Source organism: Pseudoalteromonas sp. S4741, assembly GCF_005886135.1.
In the GTDB taxonomy this organism is placed as follows: domain Bacteria; phylum Pseudomonadota; class Gammaproteobacteria; order Enterobacterales; family Alteromonadaceae; genus Pseudoalteromonas; species Pseudoalteromonas tetraodonis.
Window position 1 is genome coordinate 37,646 of the sequence record NZ_PNCN01000071.1, and the last position, 20,265, is coordinate 57,910.

Annotated in this window: 16 protein-coding genes and 1 pseudogene; 10 read left to right on the forward strand and 7 right to left on the reverse strand. The window is 40.4% G+C overall.

Translation table 11 applies throughout. From position 1 onward, the window contains the following. Positions 1-22: 22 nt before the first annotated feature. Together CWC30_RS11240 and CWC30_RS11245 are read right to left on the reverse strand one after the other, a co-directional pair. A complete protein-coding gene (locus CWC30_RS11240; RefSeq protein WP_138627123.1) occupies positions 23-811 on the reverse strand; it encodes a PhzF family phenazine biosynthesis protein in 789 nt (262 codons plus the stop codon). A 65-nt stretch (positions 812-876) separates the two neighbouring features. Beyond that, the gene (locus CWC30_RS11245; protein ID WP_069438893.1) at positions 877-1,491 is read right to left on the reverse strand and encodes a PQ-loop domain-containing transporter; all 615 of its coding nucleotides are present in this window, start codon (positions 1,489-1,491) and stop codon (positions 877-879) included. 272 nt (positions 1,492-1,763) lie between these two features. Here CWC30_RS11245 and CWC30_RS11250 point away from each other — a divergent pair, with 272 nt between their 5' ends. Next, positions 1,764-2,897, forward strand: a complete 1,134-nt coding sequence (locus tag CWC30_RS11250; protein ID WP_138627124.1) for a PepSY-associated TM helix domain-containing protein — start codon at positions 1,764-1,766, stop codon at positions 2,895-2,897. A 65-nt stretch (positions 2,898-2,962) separates the two neighbouring features. Here the strand turns inward: CWC30_RS11250 and CWC30_RS11255 are convergent, their stop codons facing one another. The 4 genes from CWC30_RS11255 to CWC30_RS11270 all read right to left on the reverse strand — a co-directional run bounded on the left by CWC30_RS11255 (position 2,963) and on the right by CWC30_RS11270 (position 8,875). Continuing rightward, the gene (locus CWC30_RS11255; RefSeq protein WP_138627125.1) at positions 2,963-5,776 is read right to left on the reverse strand and encodes a TolB family protein; all 2,814 of its coding nucleotides are present in this window, start codon (positions 5,774-5,776) and stop codon (positions 2,963-2,965) included. Positions 5,777-5,918: 142 nt separating this feature from the next. Beyond that, a complete protein-coding gene (locus tag CWC30_RS11260; RefSeq protein WP_138627126.1) occupies positions 5,919-7,469 on the reverse strand; it encodes a PH domain-containing protein in 1,551 nt (516 codons plus the stop codon). Next, complete coding sequence (locus CWC30_RS11265) at positions 7,459-8,004, reverse strand: PH domain-containing protein (protein WP_138627141.1); 546 nt, start codon at positions 8,002-8,004, stop codon at positions 7,459-7,461. Before CWC30_RS11265 ends, CWC30_RS11260 begins: the two co-directional genes overlap by 11 nt. 16 nt (positions 8,005-8,020) lie before the next feature. After that, positions 8,021-8,875, reverse strand: a complete 855-nt coding sequence (locus CWC30_RS11270; protein ID WP_138627127.1) for a D-hexose-6-phosphate mutarotase — start codon at positions 8,873-8,875, stop codon at positions 8,021-8,023. A gap of 406 nt (positions 8,876-9,281) precedes the next feature. Here CWC30_RS11270 and CWC30_RS11275 point away from each other — a divergent pair, with 406 nt between their 5' ends. From CWC30_RS11275 to CWC30_RS11315, 9 genes and pseudogenes are all read left to right on the forward strand, one after another. Then, on the forward strand, positions 9,282-9,767 hold the full coding sequence (locus tag CWC30_RS11275; protein ID WP_008466785.1) for a MarR family winged helix-turn-helix transcriptional regulator: 486 nt from the start codon (positions 9,282-9,284) through the stop codon (positions 9,765-9,767). A 110-nt stretch (positions 9,768-9,877) separates the two neighbouring features. After that, positions 9,878-10,920, forward strand: a pseudogene (locus CWC30_RS11280) (hypothetical protein). A gap of 142 nt (positions 10,921-11,062) precedes the next feature. After that, positions 11,063-11,458: a YbaN family protein gene (locus tag CWC30_RS11285; RefSeq protein ID WP_069438888.1), complete on the forward strand. Its 396-nt coding sequence runs from the start codon at positions 11,063-11,065 to the stop codon at positions 11,456-11,458. Between the two features lie 82 nt (positions 11,459-11,540). Continuing rightward, the gene (locus tag CWC30_RS11290) at positions 11,541-12,173 is read left to right on the forward strand and encodes a PepSY-associated TM helix domain-containing protein (RefSeq protein WP_036983344.1); all 633 of its coding nucleotides are present in this window, start codon (positions 11,541-11,543) and stop codon (positions 12,171-12,173) included. Further along, entirely contained in the window at positions 12,173-12,682 is a 510-nt protein-coding gene (locus tag CWC30_RS11295) for a DUF2271 domain-containing protein (RefSeq protein ID WP_013466240.1), read from the forward strand. Before CWC30_RS11290 ends, CWC30_RS11295 begins: the two co-directional genes overlap by 1 nt. A 34-nt stretch (positions 12,683-12,716) precedes the next feature. Further along, positions 12,717-13,562, forward strand: coding sequence for a DUF4198 domain-containing protein (locus CWC30_RS11300; RefSeq protein WP_138627128.1), 846 nt, complete (start codon positions 12,717-12,719; stop codon positions 13,560-13,562). Positions 13,563-13,836: 274 nt separating this feature from the next. Then, positions 13,837-16,371 carry a TonB-dependent receptor plug domain-containing protein gene (locus CWC30_RS11305; RefSeq protein ID WP_138627129.1) on the forward strand — a complete coding sequence of 845 codons (2,535 nt, stop codon included), beginning with the start codon at positions 13,837-13,839 and terminating at the stop codon, positions 16,369-16,371. Positions 16,372-16,578: 207 nt separating this feature from the next. Then, on the forward strand, positions 16,579-17,472 hold the full coding sequence (locus CWC30_RS11310; RefSeq protein ID WP_138627130.1) for a DUF4097 family beta strand repeat-containing protein: 894 nt from the start codon (positions 16,579-16,581) through the stop codon (positions 17,470-17,472). A 102-nt stretch (positions 17,473-17,574) separates the two neighbouring features. After that, entirely contained in the window at positions 17,575-19,470 is a 1,896-nt protein-coding gene (locus tag CWC30_RS11315; RefSeq protein ID WP_138627131.1) for a monovalent cation:proton antiporter-2 (CPA2) family protein, read from the forward strand. On the opposite strand, the gene CWC30_RS11320 is transcribed toward CWC30_RS11315, so the two are convergent. Then, positions 19,433-20,173, reverse strand: coding sequence for a hypothetical protein (locus tag CWC30_RS11320; RefSeq protein ID WP_138627132.1), 741 nt, complete (start codon positions 20,171-20,173; stop codon positions 19,433-19,435). The genes CWC30_RS11315 and CWC30_RS11320 overlap by 38 nt on opposite strands. Positions 20,174-20,265: the final 92 nt, after the last annotated feature.

Here is a 20,265-nt window from a genome sequence, read left to right on the forward strand (position 1 = left end):
ACGCGGCCTTTTTTACACTAACTCAAAGGTAAATAGTACCTTTAAGGTACCTTACGGCATGACCCGTCAAAGTTACTGTTGTATCACACACTTCACAGTAAAGTTTCCCGCCTCGTTGTGAGGCTTGATAAGCACTGAGAGAATTTTTTCCAAACTGCCCTGCCCAATAAGGGGCAAGCCCAGTATGAATTGAGCCGGTTACAAAGTCTTCATCCCCCCCACTTGCAGGCCAAAAATAACGAGAAATAAAGTCATACTCAACACTCGGTGCTGTTGCAACCACATCTAATGGGGCTAATTTTTTTAGTTGTTCATTGGTTGTTTTCAGATCTACAACCTGCTGCTCATTATCATAAATAGCAAAATAAGCTTGGCGGTTTTTCAGCACTTTAACAGGTTGTATAGACAGGCCAGCTAATAGAGCATCAGGGATGAGCTGAACCTCTTCAGGGGCTTGTTTAGGAAAGGTCATAGCAAAGCTGCCATCGTTATTTTTATTAACAATCAGTTTGCCCACAGCCTCTGCGCTAAAGCACACCTGCGATATACTATGTTGCTCACAAAGCACATAGGCCGCCGCTAAAGTAGCATGGCCACAAAAATCAATTTCCATTAATGGCGAAAACCAACGTATCGCAAAGCTTCCATTTGCCGACTGACAAGTAAAAGCGGTTTCAGACACATTGTTTTCCGAAGCGATATTCAGCATAAGATCATCACTAAGCCAAGACTCCAATGGGATCACGGCAGCATAATTACCTTTAAACAGTTCACTGCTGAACGCATCGATTTGATGGATAGTTAATTTCATAGTGGGCACTTTTTATTTATTGGTCACTCAAAGTGCCACAAATGAAATTAACGGTCACTATAATTTTATGCCATCACAGGACGTACGCGATAATACTGCATACACGCAAATTGCAGCGCATTAGTTAGCAATATCATAATAAACATTAATATATGCGAAGTACTTTGCACTGGCATGGCTAGCTCTGCAAACAAACCACAGATACCTGCTATAAATTGCAAACTAAAATAGCGCGCACTCAGGTTACTAATATTCCCTGTTCGCAGTGTTTTATAGGTTTGTGGCATAACCCGTACTGAACTCATAATTAAGCCCACATAAGTTAAGCCGTTTAGCACAGAGGCAGTATCTAGGTTAGGATTTAACAGCAACAAAAAAGGTAATAACGAAAAACTAAGCATGCCAAGTAACTGCAGCTTCTGACGTTTAGCGGCATTATAACGGGCAAAAAAGTATAAAATTAAACCACTCAACAATCCTGTCGCAAAAAACGGCAAAGCAATATAAAAGCGAGCAAAATAAAGATTGTAGCTAATAAAGTACACACTTTGCGCTAAACCAAATGTCATCATTAACAGTGATACACCCGATACACTGCGGTTTTTAATAATTTTATTAAGTAGCGGTAAAAAACTAAAAACCAAAATAAACACTGACAAAATAGGCAAATAATACGCCAAAGCAAACCTCGCTCGTTACATTGTTGTTAATAAAAAGGAAGAAATAAAACATTTTTTAAACATTTGTTTTTAAAGGCTTTATTTTTGTGCGCGCATTGTAGAGCTGGCTAGGTTTTATACAAGCTTAACGCTTACTTTAGTTTTTAGTGATGGCAACTTGAGTATACAAAAACCGTTACTAAAACTTCACAGCACGCCACTCCAACCAATTGCAATACAAATGATAACTGTTATCATGCGCATGCGTATAATTTAACATACAAGCTAAAATAATGAGAAAAACACTGTTTAAAATTCATAGTTGGTTGGCGCTAATTGCCATTATTCCGTTAATTGTTATTAGCATTACTGGCAGTGTTTTAGTGTTTAAAAGTGAAATAGACGGCTTACTGATGCCTGACAAACACTTTGTGGTACAGCAGCAAGCTGCTCGCTTACCTATGGACTCATTAATAGATAAAGCCGAAGCAGCCTTTCCTGAGTATGTAGTAGGAAGCTGGGAGCTTTTTAATAACACCACCGCCGACCGGCTTTACTTGGTTAAGCGTGGCACTGACGATTGGTATAAGTTGCATTTAGACCAGTACACCGGAGAGGTTTTATCAGAACCCGTAAGCACAACTCATTATTTTACCGACTGGTTTTTAGAGCTCCATTACACCTTTTTACTTAACGACTTAAAAAGTTTACCAGGGCAAACAGGCACCGTATTAGGGTTCTTTTTTGCTTTATTTTTATTAACTTTAGGTATTACTGGCTTAATTATTTACCGCAAATTTTGGCAACGACTATTTAGCGTACGCTGGCGCGCAACGTTACAAATAGTACTCAGTGACATTCATAAGATGACCGGTGTTTTAGGCTCACCTATCCTTATCGTTTTAGCTATTACAGGTGGTTATTTTAATGGTGCAGTGTGGTATCACGAAGTAATAGAACACGCAGAAGAAGAGCACCACACTATTAAAAATAAATTATATAGTGACGACATCTCTTTTGAGCGGATTCTTAATGATAGCAAGCTGCAAATACCCACTTTTAATACAACTTTTTTAGTTTTTCCACGAGAGCCCGATGAAAATATCACTCTTTATGGCGAAGTAAATACCAATAACCCACTAACCAGTGAATACGCCAATACCATAACCTATGATAAGCAAACAGGTGAACACATGGCTAACTGGGATATTCGAGAGGCTGGTGCTGGTTGGCAAGTAATAGACAGTTTTAGAAAACTTCACTTTGGTTATTTTGCTGGGCTTATCAGTAAAATACTATGGTGTATTGTTGGCCTTAGCCCTGTATGGCTCGCTGGTACAGGCTTTTATTTATGGCTTACCCGCCGCAAACGTAAAAAGCACTCACAAAAGAATCGCTTAACTCAGCGAAGAAATGTGAATGCTTGATAGTATTAATGCTCAGCTAAGTTACTGTCCTTAAAGGCAAGTAAGTAACTTAGCTAAATAGGCTTTTACAATGAATAGTAAAAGCTTAACCACGCGCGCATTTCATCTTCAAAGCTGTCGCCTTCAACACGCGACAGTCCAGCATTAAAGGTTAAATCGTTTACGCCCGCAGGCCCCATCCCGAAGCTAAAGTCACCTTGGTATTTTAAGCCGTAACTTTGTGCATAAACGTTGCTATCTAATTGATGTTGTTTGTAATAAAGCCAAGGCATCCCCTCTTTAAAGCTAACGCCACCGCCATAACCTTGATAGCGCTCTGCAGTTGCACTATAAAAAGGTAATTCAGCAGCAAGTACAAATTCACTACTTTGCTGCTGATTAATTAAATTAGAACTAAAGCCGCCTAATGTCAGGCTACTGTCATCTCTTTGCTTTTGCTCAAAGTTAACAAAAAGTGGTATATCAAACGCTTTACCAAATATTTTTGCTGCCAAGTCATAACCTTGCCAATGACTACTGTGATTCTGCCCATCATAAATGCTGGCATAAATACTCTGCCCTATGGCAAATGCTTGGCGGTCATGTTGCCATTGCTGACTAATACTCAACCGTGTCCAATTTTTATGGCTATTTTTATAATCTGTATAGTTATAAGCAAGCTCTGGGGTTAACTGAAGCTGGCCAAACTTCAATGGGTGGCTTATTGCAGCATAACCACCTCGGGCATCAATATCAGCGTTTAAGCTAGGTTGATATTGACGTGATGTATCCAAATTATAATCAAATAGCGCAAGCTTAAACTTTGTATTTAACGCATTGTATTTTGCTTGTATAAAGCCGCCATTTAATGCACCGTTATGCAAATCAATGTTATAACCCGCTTGTAAATCAAGTTGTTTTAATAAGTCGCTACTTTTTATACCTACACTTAGCAAACTGGTTGACGCTGAATAATACTGTGATCCCAAGGCAAACGTCGCTTGCTGCTCAAGTACTGAGTAATCGCTTTGTTCTGCTATCTCATCGGTATATATTTTTGCCGGTGGCAAGGTATGCTTATTTACCATCAACAATGGGGCTTCACTGTTTACAGCGAGATCTGTTACGACTGTACGGTTTTTTGTTGTTAGCGTTTTTACATCAGGGCCATCGGCATTAATGGAGAAATAAAGTAGTGAGCCATCTTCAGCCTCAATCGGGTATGCGAGCGCTTCTTGCCCGTTAGTTAAGCGGGTGAGGGTGTTATTTTTTATATGGTAATTATAAATATCAGTCTTATTATTTAAGCCAGCAACAAAATAGATAGACTCCCCATTTTGACTAAAACTCGGCTGGCTTAAATATTGATACCCATTAGGCATTGGGACTGACTGCCTAGTATCACCGGCCAACTCTTGTATATACAACTGCCAATTTTCGTTTAATGACGCTGATAAGTAAGCTAGTTTTGTTTCATCGGGGTTTAGAGTCGGGTAATCATACGTTGTTTTTAAGCTCTTGGTAAAAAGTGGCGTGATTGTTTGTGTATTAAGATCGACTTTAACTAATTCAGAATACCCAGCTCTTATTTGCTCACCGTAAAGTGTTTCACCATCGCGGGTAACACTAAAACGGCGAATACCGGCCAGCTCTGTAAGTTGCTCTATGTTGCCAGTGTCGGTGTTGTAGCTAAAAATGTCAGACACTTTGTTATAAATACCCGATTCTTCACTACTGTAGGCATTAAAATAAAGTGTGTTGTTATTTACCCATTGCGGGTTAGCAATACCTGCGCGATTAATTTGATTTAGTACTTGTTTTTGTTCGCGCTTAAATACGATTGGCGGGGTATCAGGAACATCTTGCTTATCGTTCTCTAGAAGCTCCTTTTGCACCTTAGTAAACTTATCTCGTGCTTTGGTGTTGTCTTCTGTACTGTAAATTATTAGTTTAGTTTTACTCTTTTCATCACGTTCAACTATCGCAATTTTGCTACCATCATTTGAAAGAGCTGGATTGCTAGCGTATAAATCTAGCTTTAACCAAAGCTTACTATTAAGTGATGATTCGGTTTGCTCTTGTTGCATTGCTTTATAAGTGTATTCAGCAATAAATCGACGATATAGCTTGGCAGCGCTTTGCCCGAATACACCAGAAAATGCGTCGTCAAAATCTCGTGATTTCACTGCTCGCATACGAACCCATACATTATCGAGTAGCTGCTCTGAGTAATTTTGCTCTAGCCAGTATAAAAAACGACTCCCCATTAAATACGCCATAGAGCCCGCCATAAAGCCCTCATCGCTATTTAGTTGCCCATAGGTGGGAAGCGCTCCCTGCTGAGCAAACTCTCTAAGCATTGCCTCAGCATAGTTATCAAATAAGCGCCCTCGGCCTGTCATTTTTGATTCGATTAAAGTAGCGTACCCTTCGGCTACCCAGCGCGGTGTATTACCATAGGTTAAATCGTATATATCCCATACACCGCGAATCTTTTGCTGCCAGTCGTTACGAGTTGGTTGCGCTAAATGGACTAAATGAATGTATTCGTGCAGCACCAACAATTGCTGCCAACCCGATGAATTTGATATCACGGTATCCGACTGCGGTGGCGTAGTAAAAAGCGCCATAACAGGATTATTAGAGGTTGGTAAGGCAAAGCCATTTGCTGCATTTAGAGGGTCAAACACCACCACATCGACGATTTTATCAAGCGCCCGATTTTGTTGCTCAAGCACTTTAGTGCGAACAATCTCAAGTTCTACCGCAGTCGATTTAGCAAAATCAGTATGCTCACTACTAAAGTGAACATTAAAATGCTCGGTATGAATGGTTTGCCAATTAGCAGCAAAGCTAGGTGCAGCCAATAATAAGACTGATGCAATGAGTGACTTTTTCACAATAATCCCTTAAATAGTACATTTGATAATGCTTAGAGTATTATCAAATGGAAAAAACGGGCAGTAAAAAGTGTAATAAAGCATGTGCAAATGTGTTTTAACACCCGCTTTATTATTTAATCTGAGTTTTGAACAAAGGAAGTTACATCCAACTGCGAGGGTCTGACTCAGCCTGCATAAGTGTAAAATCTATAATGAAGTCAGCATCTTGCTGTTTTAAATATGGGACATACGCACCGCCTGCAGCAAGTTGTATATACAGGCTTTTTAAGCCAGAACGACGCATAAAAAAGGTGCTCACACTGCGAGCGCTTTGTGCTTTGTAGAGTTCAAATACCCGGTAATGCACGCCAATCATACCTTTGCGTACCACCAAATAAAAACGCCCATCTTGTTGATGAAGGTAATACCCATAACGTTTATAAGATAAAAACACTAACGCGGCTAGTACCAAGAATAATGCTAATGCAATTAATATATTAAGTTGCATAAAGCTAATAAAAAAACCAGAAGCAACGCTCGGTAGCAAAGCATAAAACACCGTGTTTTTATATAACAACGCCCTTTCTACCGCATTGAATGCCAGCTTTTTACTGTCAAACCACGGATAAATCCACTGACACACATTATCAACTTGCTCCTGCGTGAGTACAGGCAGCACTAAGGTTTGTTTATTCTTTTTCGCCATGCTTGCAGCACCGCCGCTACTGGCTTGCAAACACTCCACAGTAAAGCGTTTTAATAGCCTAGCAACTAGGTTTTGCTTAATAACGATTGACTGTACTTTGTCTAAACTAATTGATAGTTGATGACGCTCTAACAGCCCTGCAATACGTTTGAATTTATTATTTTTAAAGTAAAGCTGATAGTTATAAAAACGAATGAGCGACATAGTCACCGATAAAAACACCGCAATAAATACCAACATAATAATTAAAGTTATAACCGCAAACACAGCTGCATTAGCCATCATACCCAGCTCTTGCTGATAAAAACCCTCTATTTTTGTTATGAACTGCTGCTCTAAAAAGTCGATGGCCACATTCATAAAAGGGGCAATTGCCGCAAGTGCTAAAATGGCCATATTCGACATTAAACCAAATTTAGCAATTTCTTTATTGGTGATAACTAAACTATTTTCGCTCTGCTCTTCAATATGAGATTGCGCTGTATCAGCCACCTCAGCTGATGGTTGTTGCTGCGCTTTATAGTCAAACACTCGTTTACGCATTTGTTGCGCGTAATCTTTAGTTACCCCTGGCAAAACAGCTTCTTGAGCAACACTGCCTGCCGCATCAAAAATACAATTAACTAACCCTATGGGGGTGAAGTAAAATGGCTCCGCTAAATTTACGTTTTGCACTCGAGAAAATTTTAAGGTAAGTCGCTCTTTTTTAAATACGCCTTTATTAAGTAAAATTTCATGCTCGTCAGTAATACAAAAACGAAAACTACGGTAATACAAAAAACAATAGGCAAGCAATGAAGTTAAAGCAACCGCGAGCCCAACTTGCCCCCAAAATAGTTTATTTTCTACTTGGGTAACAAATACCACCAACACGGGCAGTAAATTAAATAAGCCGTCTTTTATGAAGCGCACACTAAAATGCATCACAAAATAAGCCAGCGCCCAAGGCGACACTTTTTGCCAGTTAAGTGAAGGTGACGTTATTTGCGCAGCATCAACACTCACTGGCAGCTACCTCGCTTGCGGTTTCATCGTGGCGATAGCTTTGTACAAACTGACGAATATTTTTGCATTTTTCGTGGGTCAGACCGCTAATTTGTAAATCGGCACTCATACCGCCGGCGCTATAAAGTCTTAAACTGGCTAAACCAAGTTTTCGCTCTATGGGCCCACGGTGTATTTCAATATGCTGCACACGCTCTAACGGTAAAATTGTCACCTGCTGCCAAATAATGCCTTTTTTAAAAGCAATATCGTGGGTACGCAACGCGCTGCCCTGTAATTTTATGCTGAACACGCTGTATAACATACACAGTAAAATTAATAGCGGAACAGCAACCAATAAGTAACCTTGCGCCATAGCAGCAAAGTCTGTATTAAAATAGCATACAGCCGCTAGTACTAAGCAAAAAGGAATGAAAAATAACAACCAATTCAATTGTGCATGCAACAATGCTTTGTCCGCAAGCGGCTCAAACACTATGCTTTTATGTTGCGGTAGGTCGGTTATTTGTTGATTAGTAAACACACTTTGCTCCATTTCGCGTATGTTAGGCTTAGCCAAGCCACTTAATTGTTGTTACTAGGGTATGACTTTGTTTTGGCTCAAGCGTAACCGCATCTTCAAGTACATTCGCAGCCTCTAGGCATAACATGCTTTTATAATCATCATCGGCAAAATTTGATAGTCGCTTTGATTTTTCAATCCATGGATTCCATAACACGCACGAGCGCGAGTTTTCTCTGCTAACGCTGATCGCCCCTTGAGGAGTTTCAATGGTTTGCACAGCCCCGGCTTGGGTATAAACCATATCGGTTTCACGGGTAAAACCAACCACATCACTTTGCCGATAAGGCCCTTGGCCAAATTCTATGTATTGCGCCCCTTGCAGCCCTGTTACGCAAGTATTATTAATATCATCAGTTGGAAAGTAAGTATGCAGCGCCTGTGTATAACTAAATGGGGTGTTACCTAAATTACAGGTGGTTAAACGCACCTCTAACTGCTCAGATAAAATAAACTCAACCCTTAAAGAAGATTGATGAGGCCAAAAGGTAGAATCTATCTGCTTCATTGGTAATTTAAGGCTAACAGTAATCTCGTTCTCGGTTTCATGCACTTCATCGGCTTGCCATACGTGCGTGCGCGCAAAGCCATGTGCTGGAAAGTCTTTATTTTCATGTTGACCAAACCAAGGCCAGCAAATAGGAATACCGCCACGAATGCCCTTCCCTTCGCTAAAGGTTTCATCCCCAGACACCCACAATAGTGGCAATTTACCTTTGGGTGTAAACTCAGTTATTTGCCCACCTTGTAAAAATATCTTCGCCTTACATTGGCGACTATTAATACTAATAAATTCCAAACCGCTATATGTACGCTCAATACATACTGAGGGTGATAATTGCATTTTATCTCCTTTAACACTGAGACTAATTTTTTAGTACTTAACCTGAGTTCAGGTTACTGTACACAAACAATAATGCATGCTTAAAGCATAAGCTACATAGAATAGTTATTTAAATTGAGTTAGTTACTATATTTTTATGCCACATCAACGGCTCAATTACGACTAAAGCTTTAAACCTGTGGCTTGCGTATCGCTTTTAACTTACGTAAGGTGCGCAGCCTTAACAAGGTAGAGTATTATTAACTTTTAATAAAATAAAGATAATAAATGCCATTTTAATTACTGATCAAATTAATAAAAACCAATAATAGCGGCGTTAAATGATATATATCATTTGAATTCAATTTATTTGATGTGTAACATTTCGTGATTACGGCAACTGATTCGCCTTTCATGAGACAAACAAATGCAAAAATATGACGAGTTACTAGTTTCTTTACGCAAGGTGATCCGTGCGATTGACTTACATTCAAAACAACTTAATAAAACAGCGGGTTTAACAGGACCACAACTGCTTATTATGCAAGAAGTGTCTCAAACTGACGGCATTACCGCGAGTCGTATTGCGCAAAATGTAAATTTAAGCCCGGCAACGGTCACAAATATTCTTGACCGAATAGAAAGCAAGAATTTGGTAACACGCGTTCGTAGTCAAATGGATAAACGCCGGGTCAGCTTATATCTTACTGAACAAGGTAAAGAATTACTCGAAAAAGCCCCTCAGCCCTTGCAAGAACACTTTATCGAAAAATTTTCAGCGCTTGCTGAATGGGAACAGAGCCTACTACTTTCATCAATGCAACGTATTGCCGCAATGATGGATGCAGATAAGCTAGATGCCTCTCCTCTTTTAGAAGTAGGCGCACTGTTTCAAACTTCTACTAAAGAATAAAACGCAGTATAAAAACAATAAACTAAATTAGTCTGCCATTTTCTCCTATTTCCACACTAAGAGGCGCATCGTTGCGCCTTTATTTTTTAATCACAATCAAAACGGCTATTATGACTAAACTCTCAAAACTAACACTCGCATTAATTTTAAGTGGTGTTGCTAGTAATTCTTATGCATCAAACCTTCAACCTCTCCAAAGCTAATTAACGCAGTTAAAGCAACAAGTAGATAAACTTGAAAGCAAACTCGCTGAAAAAAAGTCTCAGCAAGTAGAACAAGTTAGTAAACAGTTGCAAGCTACTTCTACAGACACTGCACAGCAAGAAAAGCAATAATCTGGATAAAAGTAGGAGGTGCTATTCGCGCTAACTACGGTATAAACTCTTACGATGAAGGCAATGAAGATCGCGGTGGTGACTTTGATTTAGGGGTAGTCGCCAAGCGTAAGCTTAAAGACAACTGGACACTTGATCTCGGCTTTTTTAAAAACGATGAACTGGGTGGAGTTGATGGCTCAGCATCAGATAAAAATCATCGTTACTCTTATGATCTTGTTGGTAGTCGCCCTGCCGATGAAGGCACCTATGCCGAGCCTGCAAAGCAACTTGGTGAATACAACACCTTTGCTGGTCGCGCTACTTATCAGCTTGAGCATAGTAAAAATATCACCACTGACATCGGGGTATCGTTACTCAATGGCGGACTTCACGACGGTGAAGACCGCGCGGGTAATTACAGTGCGTGGGCTGTTCACTTAAACAGCAACATTAATAACTGGAATATTCAATTGCAACACGGTGAATATGACTTAGACGATGGTAATAACCGCTTTGCGGTGGGTGCTTTTGACTATTATGACAGTGTATCGAGCCAAGCCACAATGACCAACTTTAATATTGCCTATGACTACGCACTAGAATGGGGCCCAGTTCCCAATCTGCAGTTTTATAACGACTATGGGATCATCGACAACAAGTCAGATAATAGCGCCAATACTTGGATGAATGTAACCGGTATGAGCATTACTGCTGGCGGATTCTTTAGTTATTTTGATTTCGTACAAGCCCGTAATCAACCCTTTATTGGCGGTACCGTTATTGGTGATGGCGATACCGGGCGCCGTTTTAATATTAATTTAGGCTATTACTTTTAATAGGTAGTGCAATCAGGAAATTCTTTTCCTTTGCTAACCCTAAATGGCTTAGTTGATAACATGCAACTAAGCCATTTTCTCTTCATTTTACCTTTTAATTAGCTTACACTTTTACCGTTTAATTAATTAAAAAAGAGCTAAAGTGAGTATAAAAAACGCTTTTATTTATTATAAAAATTTCGGCTTTAAATTGCTGGGACTACTGTGTGTATTACTCGGCATTGTTGGTGTTGCCCTACCGGTTATGCCAACCACGCCGTTTTTAATTTTAGCCTTAGCCTGTTTTGCTCGCTCATCCGCGGCGCTTGAATCTTGGCTATTAAACCACCCTCGCTTTGGCACAACATTACAACATTGGCGCGCCCATCAAGTGGTTCCTGTAAAGGCAAAGTATGCTGCGGGTATAGGTATGCTAATAGGCTTTATATTTTTATTATACAACAGCCCTCCAGCTTGGATTATTGCTCTAGTGGCTGTTGTTGAAGTGCTGATTTTAACTTACTTAATCTCTAAGCACTCAACTCCTCCTAAAAAATAAAGTGTAAAGTTTGGTAAATAAATTTGTAACAGCTAATGAAAATCATTATCATCCGTGTAAGTTAAATAAGTTTGTACCTTTTATGCCCTTTGTTAATAAACGCACTTTATATAGTACAAGTCGCACTCTACATATCTATATTTCCACCGCTTTGTTTTTTTTACTTATTCTATTTTGTGTAAGCGGTATAGTGCTAAACCATGTTGACTGGTTAAAAAACGATAAAAACAATGGCCAAATTACGGTCCAAATCCCCCAAGTTCTGCTTACTCAAGCAAATACACAATTGAATAGCCTGCCTGCTATTTATCCACAAATAGAAGCTTACTTAGCCAAACACTATGGGCTGAATAAAGTGAAAAGCATTGAATGGGAAAAGCAAGATTCACTGGTTATGCTCGACTACCCATTACCAGCAGGCTATGCCTATGCAGAGTTTGATTTTATTAGTGGCGAATTGTTACTCGATTATCAAACCGGGGGGTTTTTAAGTGTTATTGGCGATTTACACAAAGGTCGTCATTCAGGAGAAGTATGGAGCTGGGTTATTGATATATCTGCAGTACTGATGATTCTATTTGCCATCACCGGCATGATTATTTTATTTCAAAACAGAAAAAAACGCTTAGCAGGAATATGGATAACCGTATTAGGAATCGCAACACCATTGGTTATTTATTTATGCTGGGTTCCACAAATTAAAGGAGTGTTTTAATGTTCAAGTTTAAATCTTTAATTAGCACCGTATTGCTGTTAATTGCCGTGTGTTTTCACACTTCGGTGGCAGCGCAATCCCCCCAATTAGAAATCGAATTAACTTTACCTGAGTTAGATGTGCAGCCCTATCATCGACCTTATGTTGCTGTTTGGCTCGAAACACCAGAGCGTAAACATGTCACAACTTTAGCGCTTTGGGTACAAAAAGCGGAATGGTTTAAAGACCTACGCCAATGGTGGCGCAAAGCCGGTAAAAGTGATGCAAACTTCGATGGGGTTAGTAGCGCAACCAAACGCGCAGGCACTTATACCATTAATTGGGACGGAAACGATCTTAATGGCAAATCAGTTATCGCAGGAAAATACCTGTTAAATATTGAAGTTGTTCGTGAAGAAGGCGGGCGTGATTACAGCCGTATTGAGCTTGATTTAACCCAATCAGGAAAAATAACCATTGATGGCAAAAACGAATTTTCAACCAGCTTTGTCACTGTATCCGCTAGGTAGTCCCTACTTATCATTCAAATTTAAAGGAAAAATAATGAACGTTAATTTATTAAAAACAGCACTCATTGGCGTACTGAGTTTATCAACGCTGGTATCAACAGCTGCAAGTGCACATGGCCGCTGGTTACTACCTTCGCATACCTCGCTATCAGGGGATAAAGCCCATTATGTAATGATTGATGCGAGTATTTCTAACGAAATTTTTGCACCTGATAAAGCATTTCGTCCAAGCACAAAAGGCGCTGAATACGACGATACTCTGCTTATGGCACTTGCCCCAAATGGCGAGCAAGTTACCGATACCATTCGTGCCTATTACCTACAACGCAAAAGCTCTGCTGCAGTAAAACTTCAGCAACAAGGCACCTATCATATTGCGATGACGCAAAAACCTATGTACATGACATTCTACAAAAATGCAGCAGGTGAGCGAAGCCGTGTATTCGCCAAAAAAGCAGATGCCAATCTACCTAAAGACGCCAGCGACATCACTACAATTAAAACCATCTCTACTGTTGATACCTTTGTTAGTCATAATGGTACCTCTAAACCAGCACAATTAGGTCAAGGCTTAGAGCTTAGCGGCCCAACGCATCCAAACGATTTATTTGTTGGCGAGCAAGCGCGCTTTCAGCTAATAAGCGATGGAAAGCCGGTTGGCGAAGGCATTGAAGTTAGCATTTTAAAAGGTGATATACGCTATCGTAACGAACGTGGCGAAATAAAAGTAACGACCGACAAAAACGGCATGTTTAGCACAACGTGGAAAGAGCCAGGCCTATACCTAATCGAAACCTCTCAAAAAGTGACAGTAAACGAAAAAGATGTAGACGCCAGCCGCTATGTATTATTTACCACCCTTGAAGTAGCACCTGAATAAATTTTAATTCCCTACAGGCCACATTAATCGTTTGGCCTGTAGCTTCTTTATAATTAAACCCCTTTAGCAAAGCTTTAAACCAAGTTAGTCATTTTCGCTGCCTAAGTAAGCATAATCCTATATTTTAGCCTCCTTGTCTGTTCCTGTTTCAATCTATTATTCCGATCACTTATTTTTATGAAAATAGTTGAATAACTTAGTCAATTTAGATCTTTGCGATGCACTAGCCGCTTATATATGATGCGTCCTTTTCAAAATCTTCAAGGCACGCTCAATGACTTTTCAGCATTTATCAGCTAATAAAAAATTAGCACTTAGCTTGGCTATTACCACCGCACTTGGCGCCTCTTTTTCAGCTGCGAATGCGGCTGAGCAAACTAACCAAGTCGAAGAAAATATCGAAGTAATTTCAGTAACAGGCACGCGCCGCAGTTTGCGTAGCATTGCGCAAAGTACTGTGCCTGTAGATATTATTAGCAGTGACGATATGGCAAGTACGGGGCAACTTGAAATTAGCCAAGTGCTCGCTAACCAATTACCAAGCTTTAACTACCCAAGTGCCACACTCTCTGATGGCACCGATCATGCTCGCCCAGCGGTTTTAAGAGGCCTTGCACCCGATCACACTTTAGTCCTTATTAACGGTAAGCGTCGCCACTCTGGTGCGTTATTAAACTTAGGAGGCACGGTTGGTCGCGGCTCTACCGCGGTTGATTTAAACATGATCCCAACCTCTGCAATTAAGCGTGTTGAAGTTCTGCGCGATGGGGCTGCAGCACAATATGGTTCTGACGCCATTGCGGGAGTAATCAATATTGTTTTAAAAGATGCCACCGAAGGCGGCAGTGTTAGCGTAACTTATGGCCAATACGACAGCCAAATGGCCGGTGTACCGCAACTAAATAGCACTTATGCGGATGATAACGGCAACCTTGCATTTAATTTAGGCGACGATCGTCATGTTAACGACGGTAGTACACGCACAATTAGCGCAAACTCAGGTTTTTCATTAACAGACAATGGTTTTGTAAATGTATCAGTTGAATACCGTGATAACGACTCAACTCAACGCTCTGGTTTTGATCCGCGCGAACAATACAGCCGCCTAGATGATGGCAGCCTAGACCCACGCGAATTTACAATTGATCGCTACAATCACCGTTTTGGTAAAGCAGCGCTGGAAGACTACGCTTTGTTTTACAATATGGGATACGATTTAGAGAATGGCTTTAATGTTTACTCATTTGGTAGCTATTCAGAGCGTGAAGGTAACTCGGGCGGATTTTACCGTCGTGCAAAAGACAGCCGCAATGTTTTAGAGCTATACCCTAATGGCTTTTTGCCACAAATTGCTACCGACGTAAAAGATTACTCGCTGGCACTTGGTTTACAAGGCGATAGTGGCGACTGGACTTGGGATGTAAGCACCAACTACGGCCGAAATGACTTTGGTTTAGGCGTTGTAAATAGCCTCAATACTTCTTTAGGTACTAACAGCCAAACTGAGTTTGATAACGGCGCCATGGTTTACGATCAATTTTTAGTTAATTTTGATGCCAATACCAGCGTTGATTTTGGTCTACCCGATGATGTATTTTTCACTATTGGTGCTGAATACCGCCGTGAAAGCTATAAAATAGAGCAAGGCGAGGAAGCCTCTTATATTACTGCGCTTGATAACAACGGCAACCCAATTGCTGCTGGCGGTGCGCAAGTGCTTCCTGGGTTTGGGCCGCAAAGCACAACCAATGAAAGTCGTCATAATGTTGCTGTATTTGCTGAATTTGATACTTACTTAACTGATAAATGGAATGTTGTTTTAGCCAGTCGCTATGAAGATTACAGCGATTTTGGTAACACATTTACTTCAAAATTAGCCACGCGTTACAGTATTAACGACAACCTATCGTTACGTGGTGCGGCAAGTACTGGCTTTCGTGCGCCGTCACTTGCACAAAGCTCGTACCGTCAAATATCGACTATTCTCGAAAATAACCAGCCTTTTGAAGTTGGTCTATTCCCAAGCTCTGCTCCTGCAGCGCAAGCGTTAGGTGCAAAACAGCTCGATGCAGAAGACTCAGTTAACGTTACCGCTGGATTTGTTTACACTCAAGGTGGCTTTAGCTTAACAGTTGATGCGTACCGCATTGATATTGATGACCGGATTGTACTCTCTGAAAACTTAAGCGGTAACGCTGTACAGCAAATTCTAGCGAATGCTGGCGAGCTAAATACCGAAAGTGTTCGTTACTTTACCAACGCCATCAATTCGCGCACGCAAGGTGTTGATATTGTGGCAACGTACACACTTGATTTAAATACATTGGGTGATGTGCGTTTAAATGCGGCGGCAAACATTAACGATACCGAAGTGACTCATGTAGATGCAAACCCGAGCGAGCTAAATTCTTTAGGCGATGACTACGTGGTATTTGCCCGTCGTGAAGTAGGCCGTTTTGAGCAAGGCACACCCGATAACAAACTAAACCTATCGGCTGTTTGGAGCTTTAACCAATGGCAAACAACCTTGCGTGCAACTCGCTATGGAGAAGTGGCAGATATTTCAACCACCAGCGAGGGTGATGAATATTTAGATGCTAAATGGATTGCCGATTTAGAAGTCGCTTATCGTCCTAACGAAGCGTGGAAATTTGCAGTGGGTGCAAATAACTTGTTCGATCAGTACCCTCAAGCAACGGTAGATAATATTGGCTATTCTAACTTTGGCCAAATATTTCCGTACACGCCTTACACACCCTACAGTTTAGATGGGCGCTTTTTATACGGTAACATTACTTACAATTTTTAAGTAAAACGCCCATTAATAATAGAGTAATTACAAAAGGATGCAGTGTGCATCCTTTTTATTAACATTTAGTATTTTTAACCATATTTTGGCATTTTAACTTTTTAATTACTGCTGCCACCTCATATAAAACAACAACTTACATTTCGGCCTCAATTTTGCTCCATACTTTGTATATTAACTAAAATAATCAATATCAAAGGACTAAACATGAGCGTATCAACTCTATTGAACTTCACTAAGCCCGTTTCATTAATTAGTGGCATTTTATTACTCAGCGGTTGTGTATTTCACATATCGCCCAGTGTCGCATCAGTTAAACAAACCCAGCAGCTTTCACTGCCAAGCAATAACCTTGAGTACTTAACGATATTAAGTGGTGCCGGTTCGCTCGATATTCAGGGCTCTAATACTGCAACCAGTATTAGCGTTGATGCCATCATTTACACCGCCGACATTGACGATGAATACGAACTCACCCTTGAGAAAAGCGGTACACAAGCAAAACTTGTTGCACAAAATAAAAGTAATAATGGGATTAGCTTTTACAGCGGGCAATCACCAAGTATCAATTTAGTTGTTACCGTACCTAACGCCCTAAATTTAGATATTAACGACCGCTCAGGCGATATTGTTATTAACGAGATGCAAAGCAATATTGATGTAAAAGATGGTTCTGGCAGCTTATCTATCAATAGTGCTAAAAACCTAAATATTGATGATGGCTCGGGCAATATTTACGTAAAAAATGTAGTCGGCGACTTAGTATTAAATGACGGCTCAGGCAGCATTGATATTGATAATGTCAGTGGTAATGTCGCTATTGAAGATGGCTCTGGCGAAATGCAAGTTACTTACGTAACAGGCGTATTAAATGTTGAAGATGGCTCGGGCGGCATAACTATTAAACATATTAATGGCGCAGTCACCGTAGACGATAACTCAGGAGATATGTTGATTGAACATATTGGCTCAAGCGTGACGATTGATGATGGCTCTGGCGATATTCGCGTTAATTACGCTAAAGCGCTAACTATTACAGAAGCAGGCTCAGGTGATGTCAGTATTGATAATATTTCAGGCACTGTAAAATTAGACCGCTAATACACTAATAAAGCGAAATAAATGGCAGTTCATTACATCCGTTATTGTATTTTACTAACACCTAAGCCATGATAAATGTCTTGAAATTATTCGGATAAACGCGTGTTAGAAATTGCTTTAATTTATTTAGCCGCCGCCATTGTAGCTGTTCCTATTGCCAAACGACTTGGCTTAGGATCAGTACTGGGTTATTTAATTGCTGGCATACTAATTGGTCCCTATGCATTGGGAGTCGTAGGGGATCAAACCGATATAATGCACTTTGCCGAATTTGGCGTAGTGATGATGCTATTTTTAGTCGGACTTGAACTACAACCCTCACGACTATGGAAGCTTCGGCACTCTATTTTAGGGCTTGGTGGCTTACAAGTGGTGCTAACTGCGGCGGTTATTTTTGCCTTTTGTTATTGGTTTTTTAGCATGCATTGGCAAACCGCATTGGCCATTGGTTTAATGCTGGCACTTTCCTCTACCGCAATTGTATTGCAGAGCCTCGAAGAAAAAGGCTGGTTAAAACAAGAGGCCGGACAAAACGCATTTTCGGTCTTATTATTTCAAGATATCGCCATTATTCCTATTTTAGCGCTACTCCCCTTACTGGCCTTTGCTGCACCAAGTAGTTCAAAACAAATTAGCGATTCAATCATTGCAGGCTGGCCTGTTTGGCAACAAGTAGGCGTCTCTGTTGGCGTTATTGCCGCTATCATTGCTGGTGGTAAATATGTGTCGTCACCACTGTTTAGATACATAGCCCAAACTCACATGCGTGAAATATTCACTATTTTTGCATTGTTTTTAGTCGTGGCTATTTCGCTTGTAATGCACAGTATTGGCCTATCACCTGCTTTAGGTACTTTTTTAGCCGGTGTAGTATTGGCCGAAAGTGAATTTAGACACGAATTAGAAGCCGACATAGAGCCCTTTAAAGGATTATTACTGGGACTATTTTTTATCACTGTGGGGGCTTCAATTAATTTTGAGCTATTATTTAATCAATTTAGTACCGTGGTTGCTTTAGTTGCCTTATTAATTGTCATTAAAGCCTTCATTTTGTTTGCCCTTGCTGTCACATTTAAAATTAGCTCAAAGCAAAAACTATTGTTTACATTGGCACTAGCACAAGGTGGTGAATTTGCTTTTGTACTTTTAAGCGTGAGCACCACATTAAGTATTTTAACCCCAGAACAAACCAGTCTAGTGACCTTAGTGGTTGCGGTATCTATGTTGATAGCCCCTTTATTACTGATGCTGTATGAACAAATACAAAAACGCAGTAGTAGCACTAAGCCTGAGTTTGATAAACCAGAACAAATAAATACCGCTAAACACGTAATTATTGCGGGCTATGGCCGCTTTGGGCAAATTATGGGACGTTTATTACATGCACAAGGCTACGAAATTACCGTACTTGATCACAGCCCAAGCCAAATAGAACTGCTGCGCCGCTTTGGTAACACTGTATTTTACGGTGATGCTGCTCGCCAAGAACTGCTTGAAGCTGCGGGCGCGCATACAGCACAAATGCTGGTTGTTGCGATTGATAACCCAGATAAAACCATTGAAATTATTAAGCTGGCACATAAAAACTACCCCCAATTAAAAATAGTGGCGCGCGCAATCGATCGTCGCCATGCGTATCAATTACTGAATCTAAAAGTGGATGCATTTAACCGCGAAACCGTCGACTCAGCCATTAACTTAGCCATAGAATCACTGCAGCTACTTGGCAATAGCAAAGAAGACGCTGAGCGTGCTGGTAAATTATTTAGGGATCATGACCGTGCATCTGTGTTACAACTTTCTGAGCTTTGGGGAGATGATGCCAGCTACGGCGTTGCAGTACGCCAACGTATGGAAGATTTAAAACAGGTATTACAGCAAGATAAGCAAGCACAGCAAAATTTAAATACCTGTGATGCCAACGATTATGAAAATGGCTTAACAGAAGACTCTGCTAAGCCTAAAAAACGACCCAATGGTGATGCCCACCTTGAATAGCCTCACCTTGAGGATTATAAAAACCGGTGGCGCCGTGCTCTATAAAACCTAGGTTAATCATTTTTGCTAAAAATGGGTCGCTTTCGTTATCGCCAATGTCGGCATAGTCGGTGGTTTGAAAGTTATCCCATTTTGCAAACTGAGCCTTAATAGCTGGTGTGTCATTTTGCACCGCGTCTAAGCTAAGCGACGTGCTTGCTTTATTCGCTAGGTTACTAATACTAAATGTTTTTACCAGTTTTGAATGGGTAAAAAATGCCAAGTTATACTGAGAGTTATTTTCTTCTAAGCTGTAATTTTTTATTTCGTTGCAGCCTTCGCCTTCGGTGCTTACTAATGTCATTTTTTTAATGAGATGATTATCTACCAGCTGTACTTTTGCACTCCAGTTTTGCACTCCTTGCACCTCTGATGGCTGATATTCAATACCGCGCTGCTGCGCATTAAAATAACGAATAGGTCGTATTTGATTGTTGCTAGTATACTGCCAAAGCTCTGTAATAACTTGGCTTTGGTGCGCCACTTGTTGCTCATTTCGCCAAAGGATGAGAGTTTGGCTGTTTGCCTTATTATTTTTAAGCGTTTGTGGAGCCTTATTAATAATAGTGTAAGTGGCTTTTAATACCTGTGGATTTATATCGCACTGCTCAGCAAAGCTGCTTGCGCTAAATAATGCGCTCATTATTAAAAATACTTTTTTCATTGGGCTATCTCTTTAGTTAATCGCTTTTAGCTTAATTGCCTTTATCATAACCAAAAATAATGGCAGTTTAATGACATAAAAAACCCACACAG

Excerpts from the sequence above, each read along its gene's own strand:
- CWC30_RS11310 (WP_138627130.1), top strand. The coding sequence starts at position 16,579 with ATGAGCGTATCAACTCTATTGAACTTCACTAAGCCCGTTTCATTAATT.
- CWC30_RS11240 (WP_138627123.1), bottom strand. The coding sequence starts at position 811 with ATGAAATTAACTATCCATCAAATCGATGCGTTCAGCAGTGAACTGTTT.
- CWC30_RS11265 (WP_138627141.1), bottom strand. The coding sequence starts at position 8,004 with ATGGAGCAAAGTGTGTTTACTAATCAACAAATAACCGACCTACCGCAA.
- CWC30_RS11290 (WP_036983344.1), top strand. The coding sequence starts at position 11,541 with ATGCCCTTTGTTAATAAACGCACTTTATATAGTACAAGTCGCACTCTA.
- CWC30_RS11250 (WP_138627124.1), top strand. The coding sequence starts at position 1,764 with ATGAGAAAAACACTGTTTAAAATTCATAGTTGGTTGGCGCTAATTGCC.
- CWC30_RS11275 (WP_008466785.1), top strand. The coding sequence starts at position 9,282 with ATGCAAAAATATGACGAGTTACTAGTTTCTTTACGCAAGGTGATCCGT.
- CWC30_RS11270 (WP_138627127.1), bottom strand. The coding sequence starts at position 8,875 with ATGCAATTATCACCCTCAGTATGTATTGAGCGTACATATAGCGGTTTG.
- CWC30_RS11305 (WP_138627129.1), top strand. The coding sequence starts at position 13,837 with ATGACTTTTCAGCATTTATCAGCTAATAAAAAATTAGCACTTAGCTTG.
- CWC30_RS11300 (WP_138627128.1), top strand. The coding sequence starts at position 12,717 with ATGAACGTTAATTTATTAAAAACAGCACTCATTGGCGTACTGAGTTTA.
- CWC30_RS11320 (WP_138627132.1), bottom strand. The coding sequence starts at position 20,173 with ATGAAAAAAGTATTTTTAATAATGAGCGCATTATTTAGCGCAAGCAGC.
- CWC30_RS11295 (WP_013466240.1), top strand. The coding sequence starts at position 12,173 with ATGTTCAAGTTTAAATCTTTAATTAGCACCGTATTGCTGTTAATTGCC.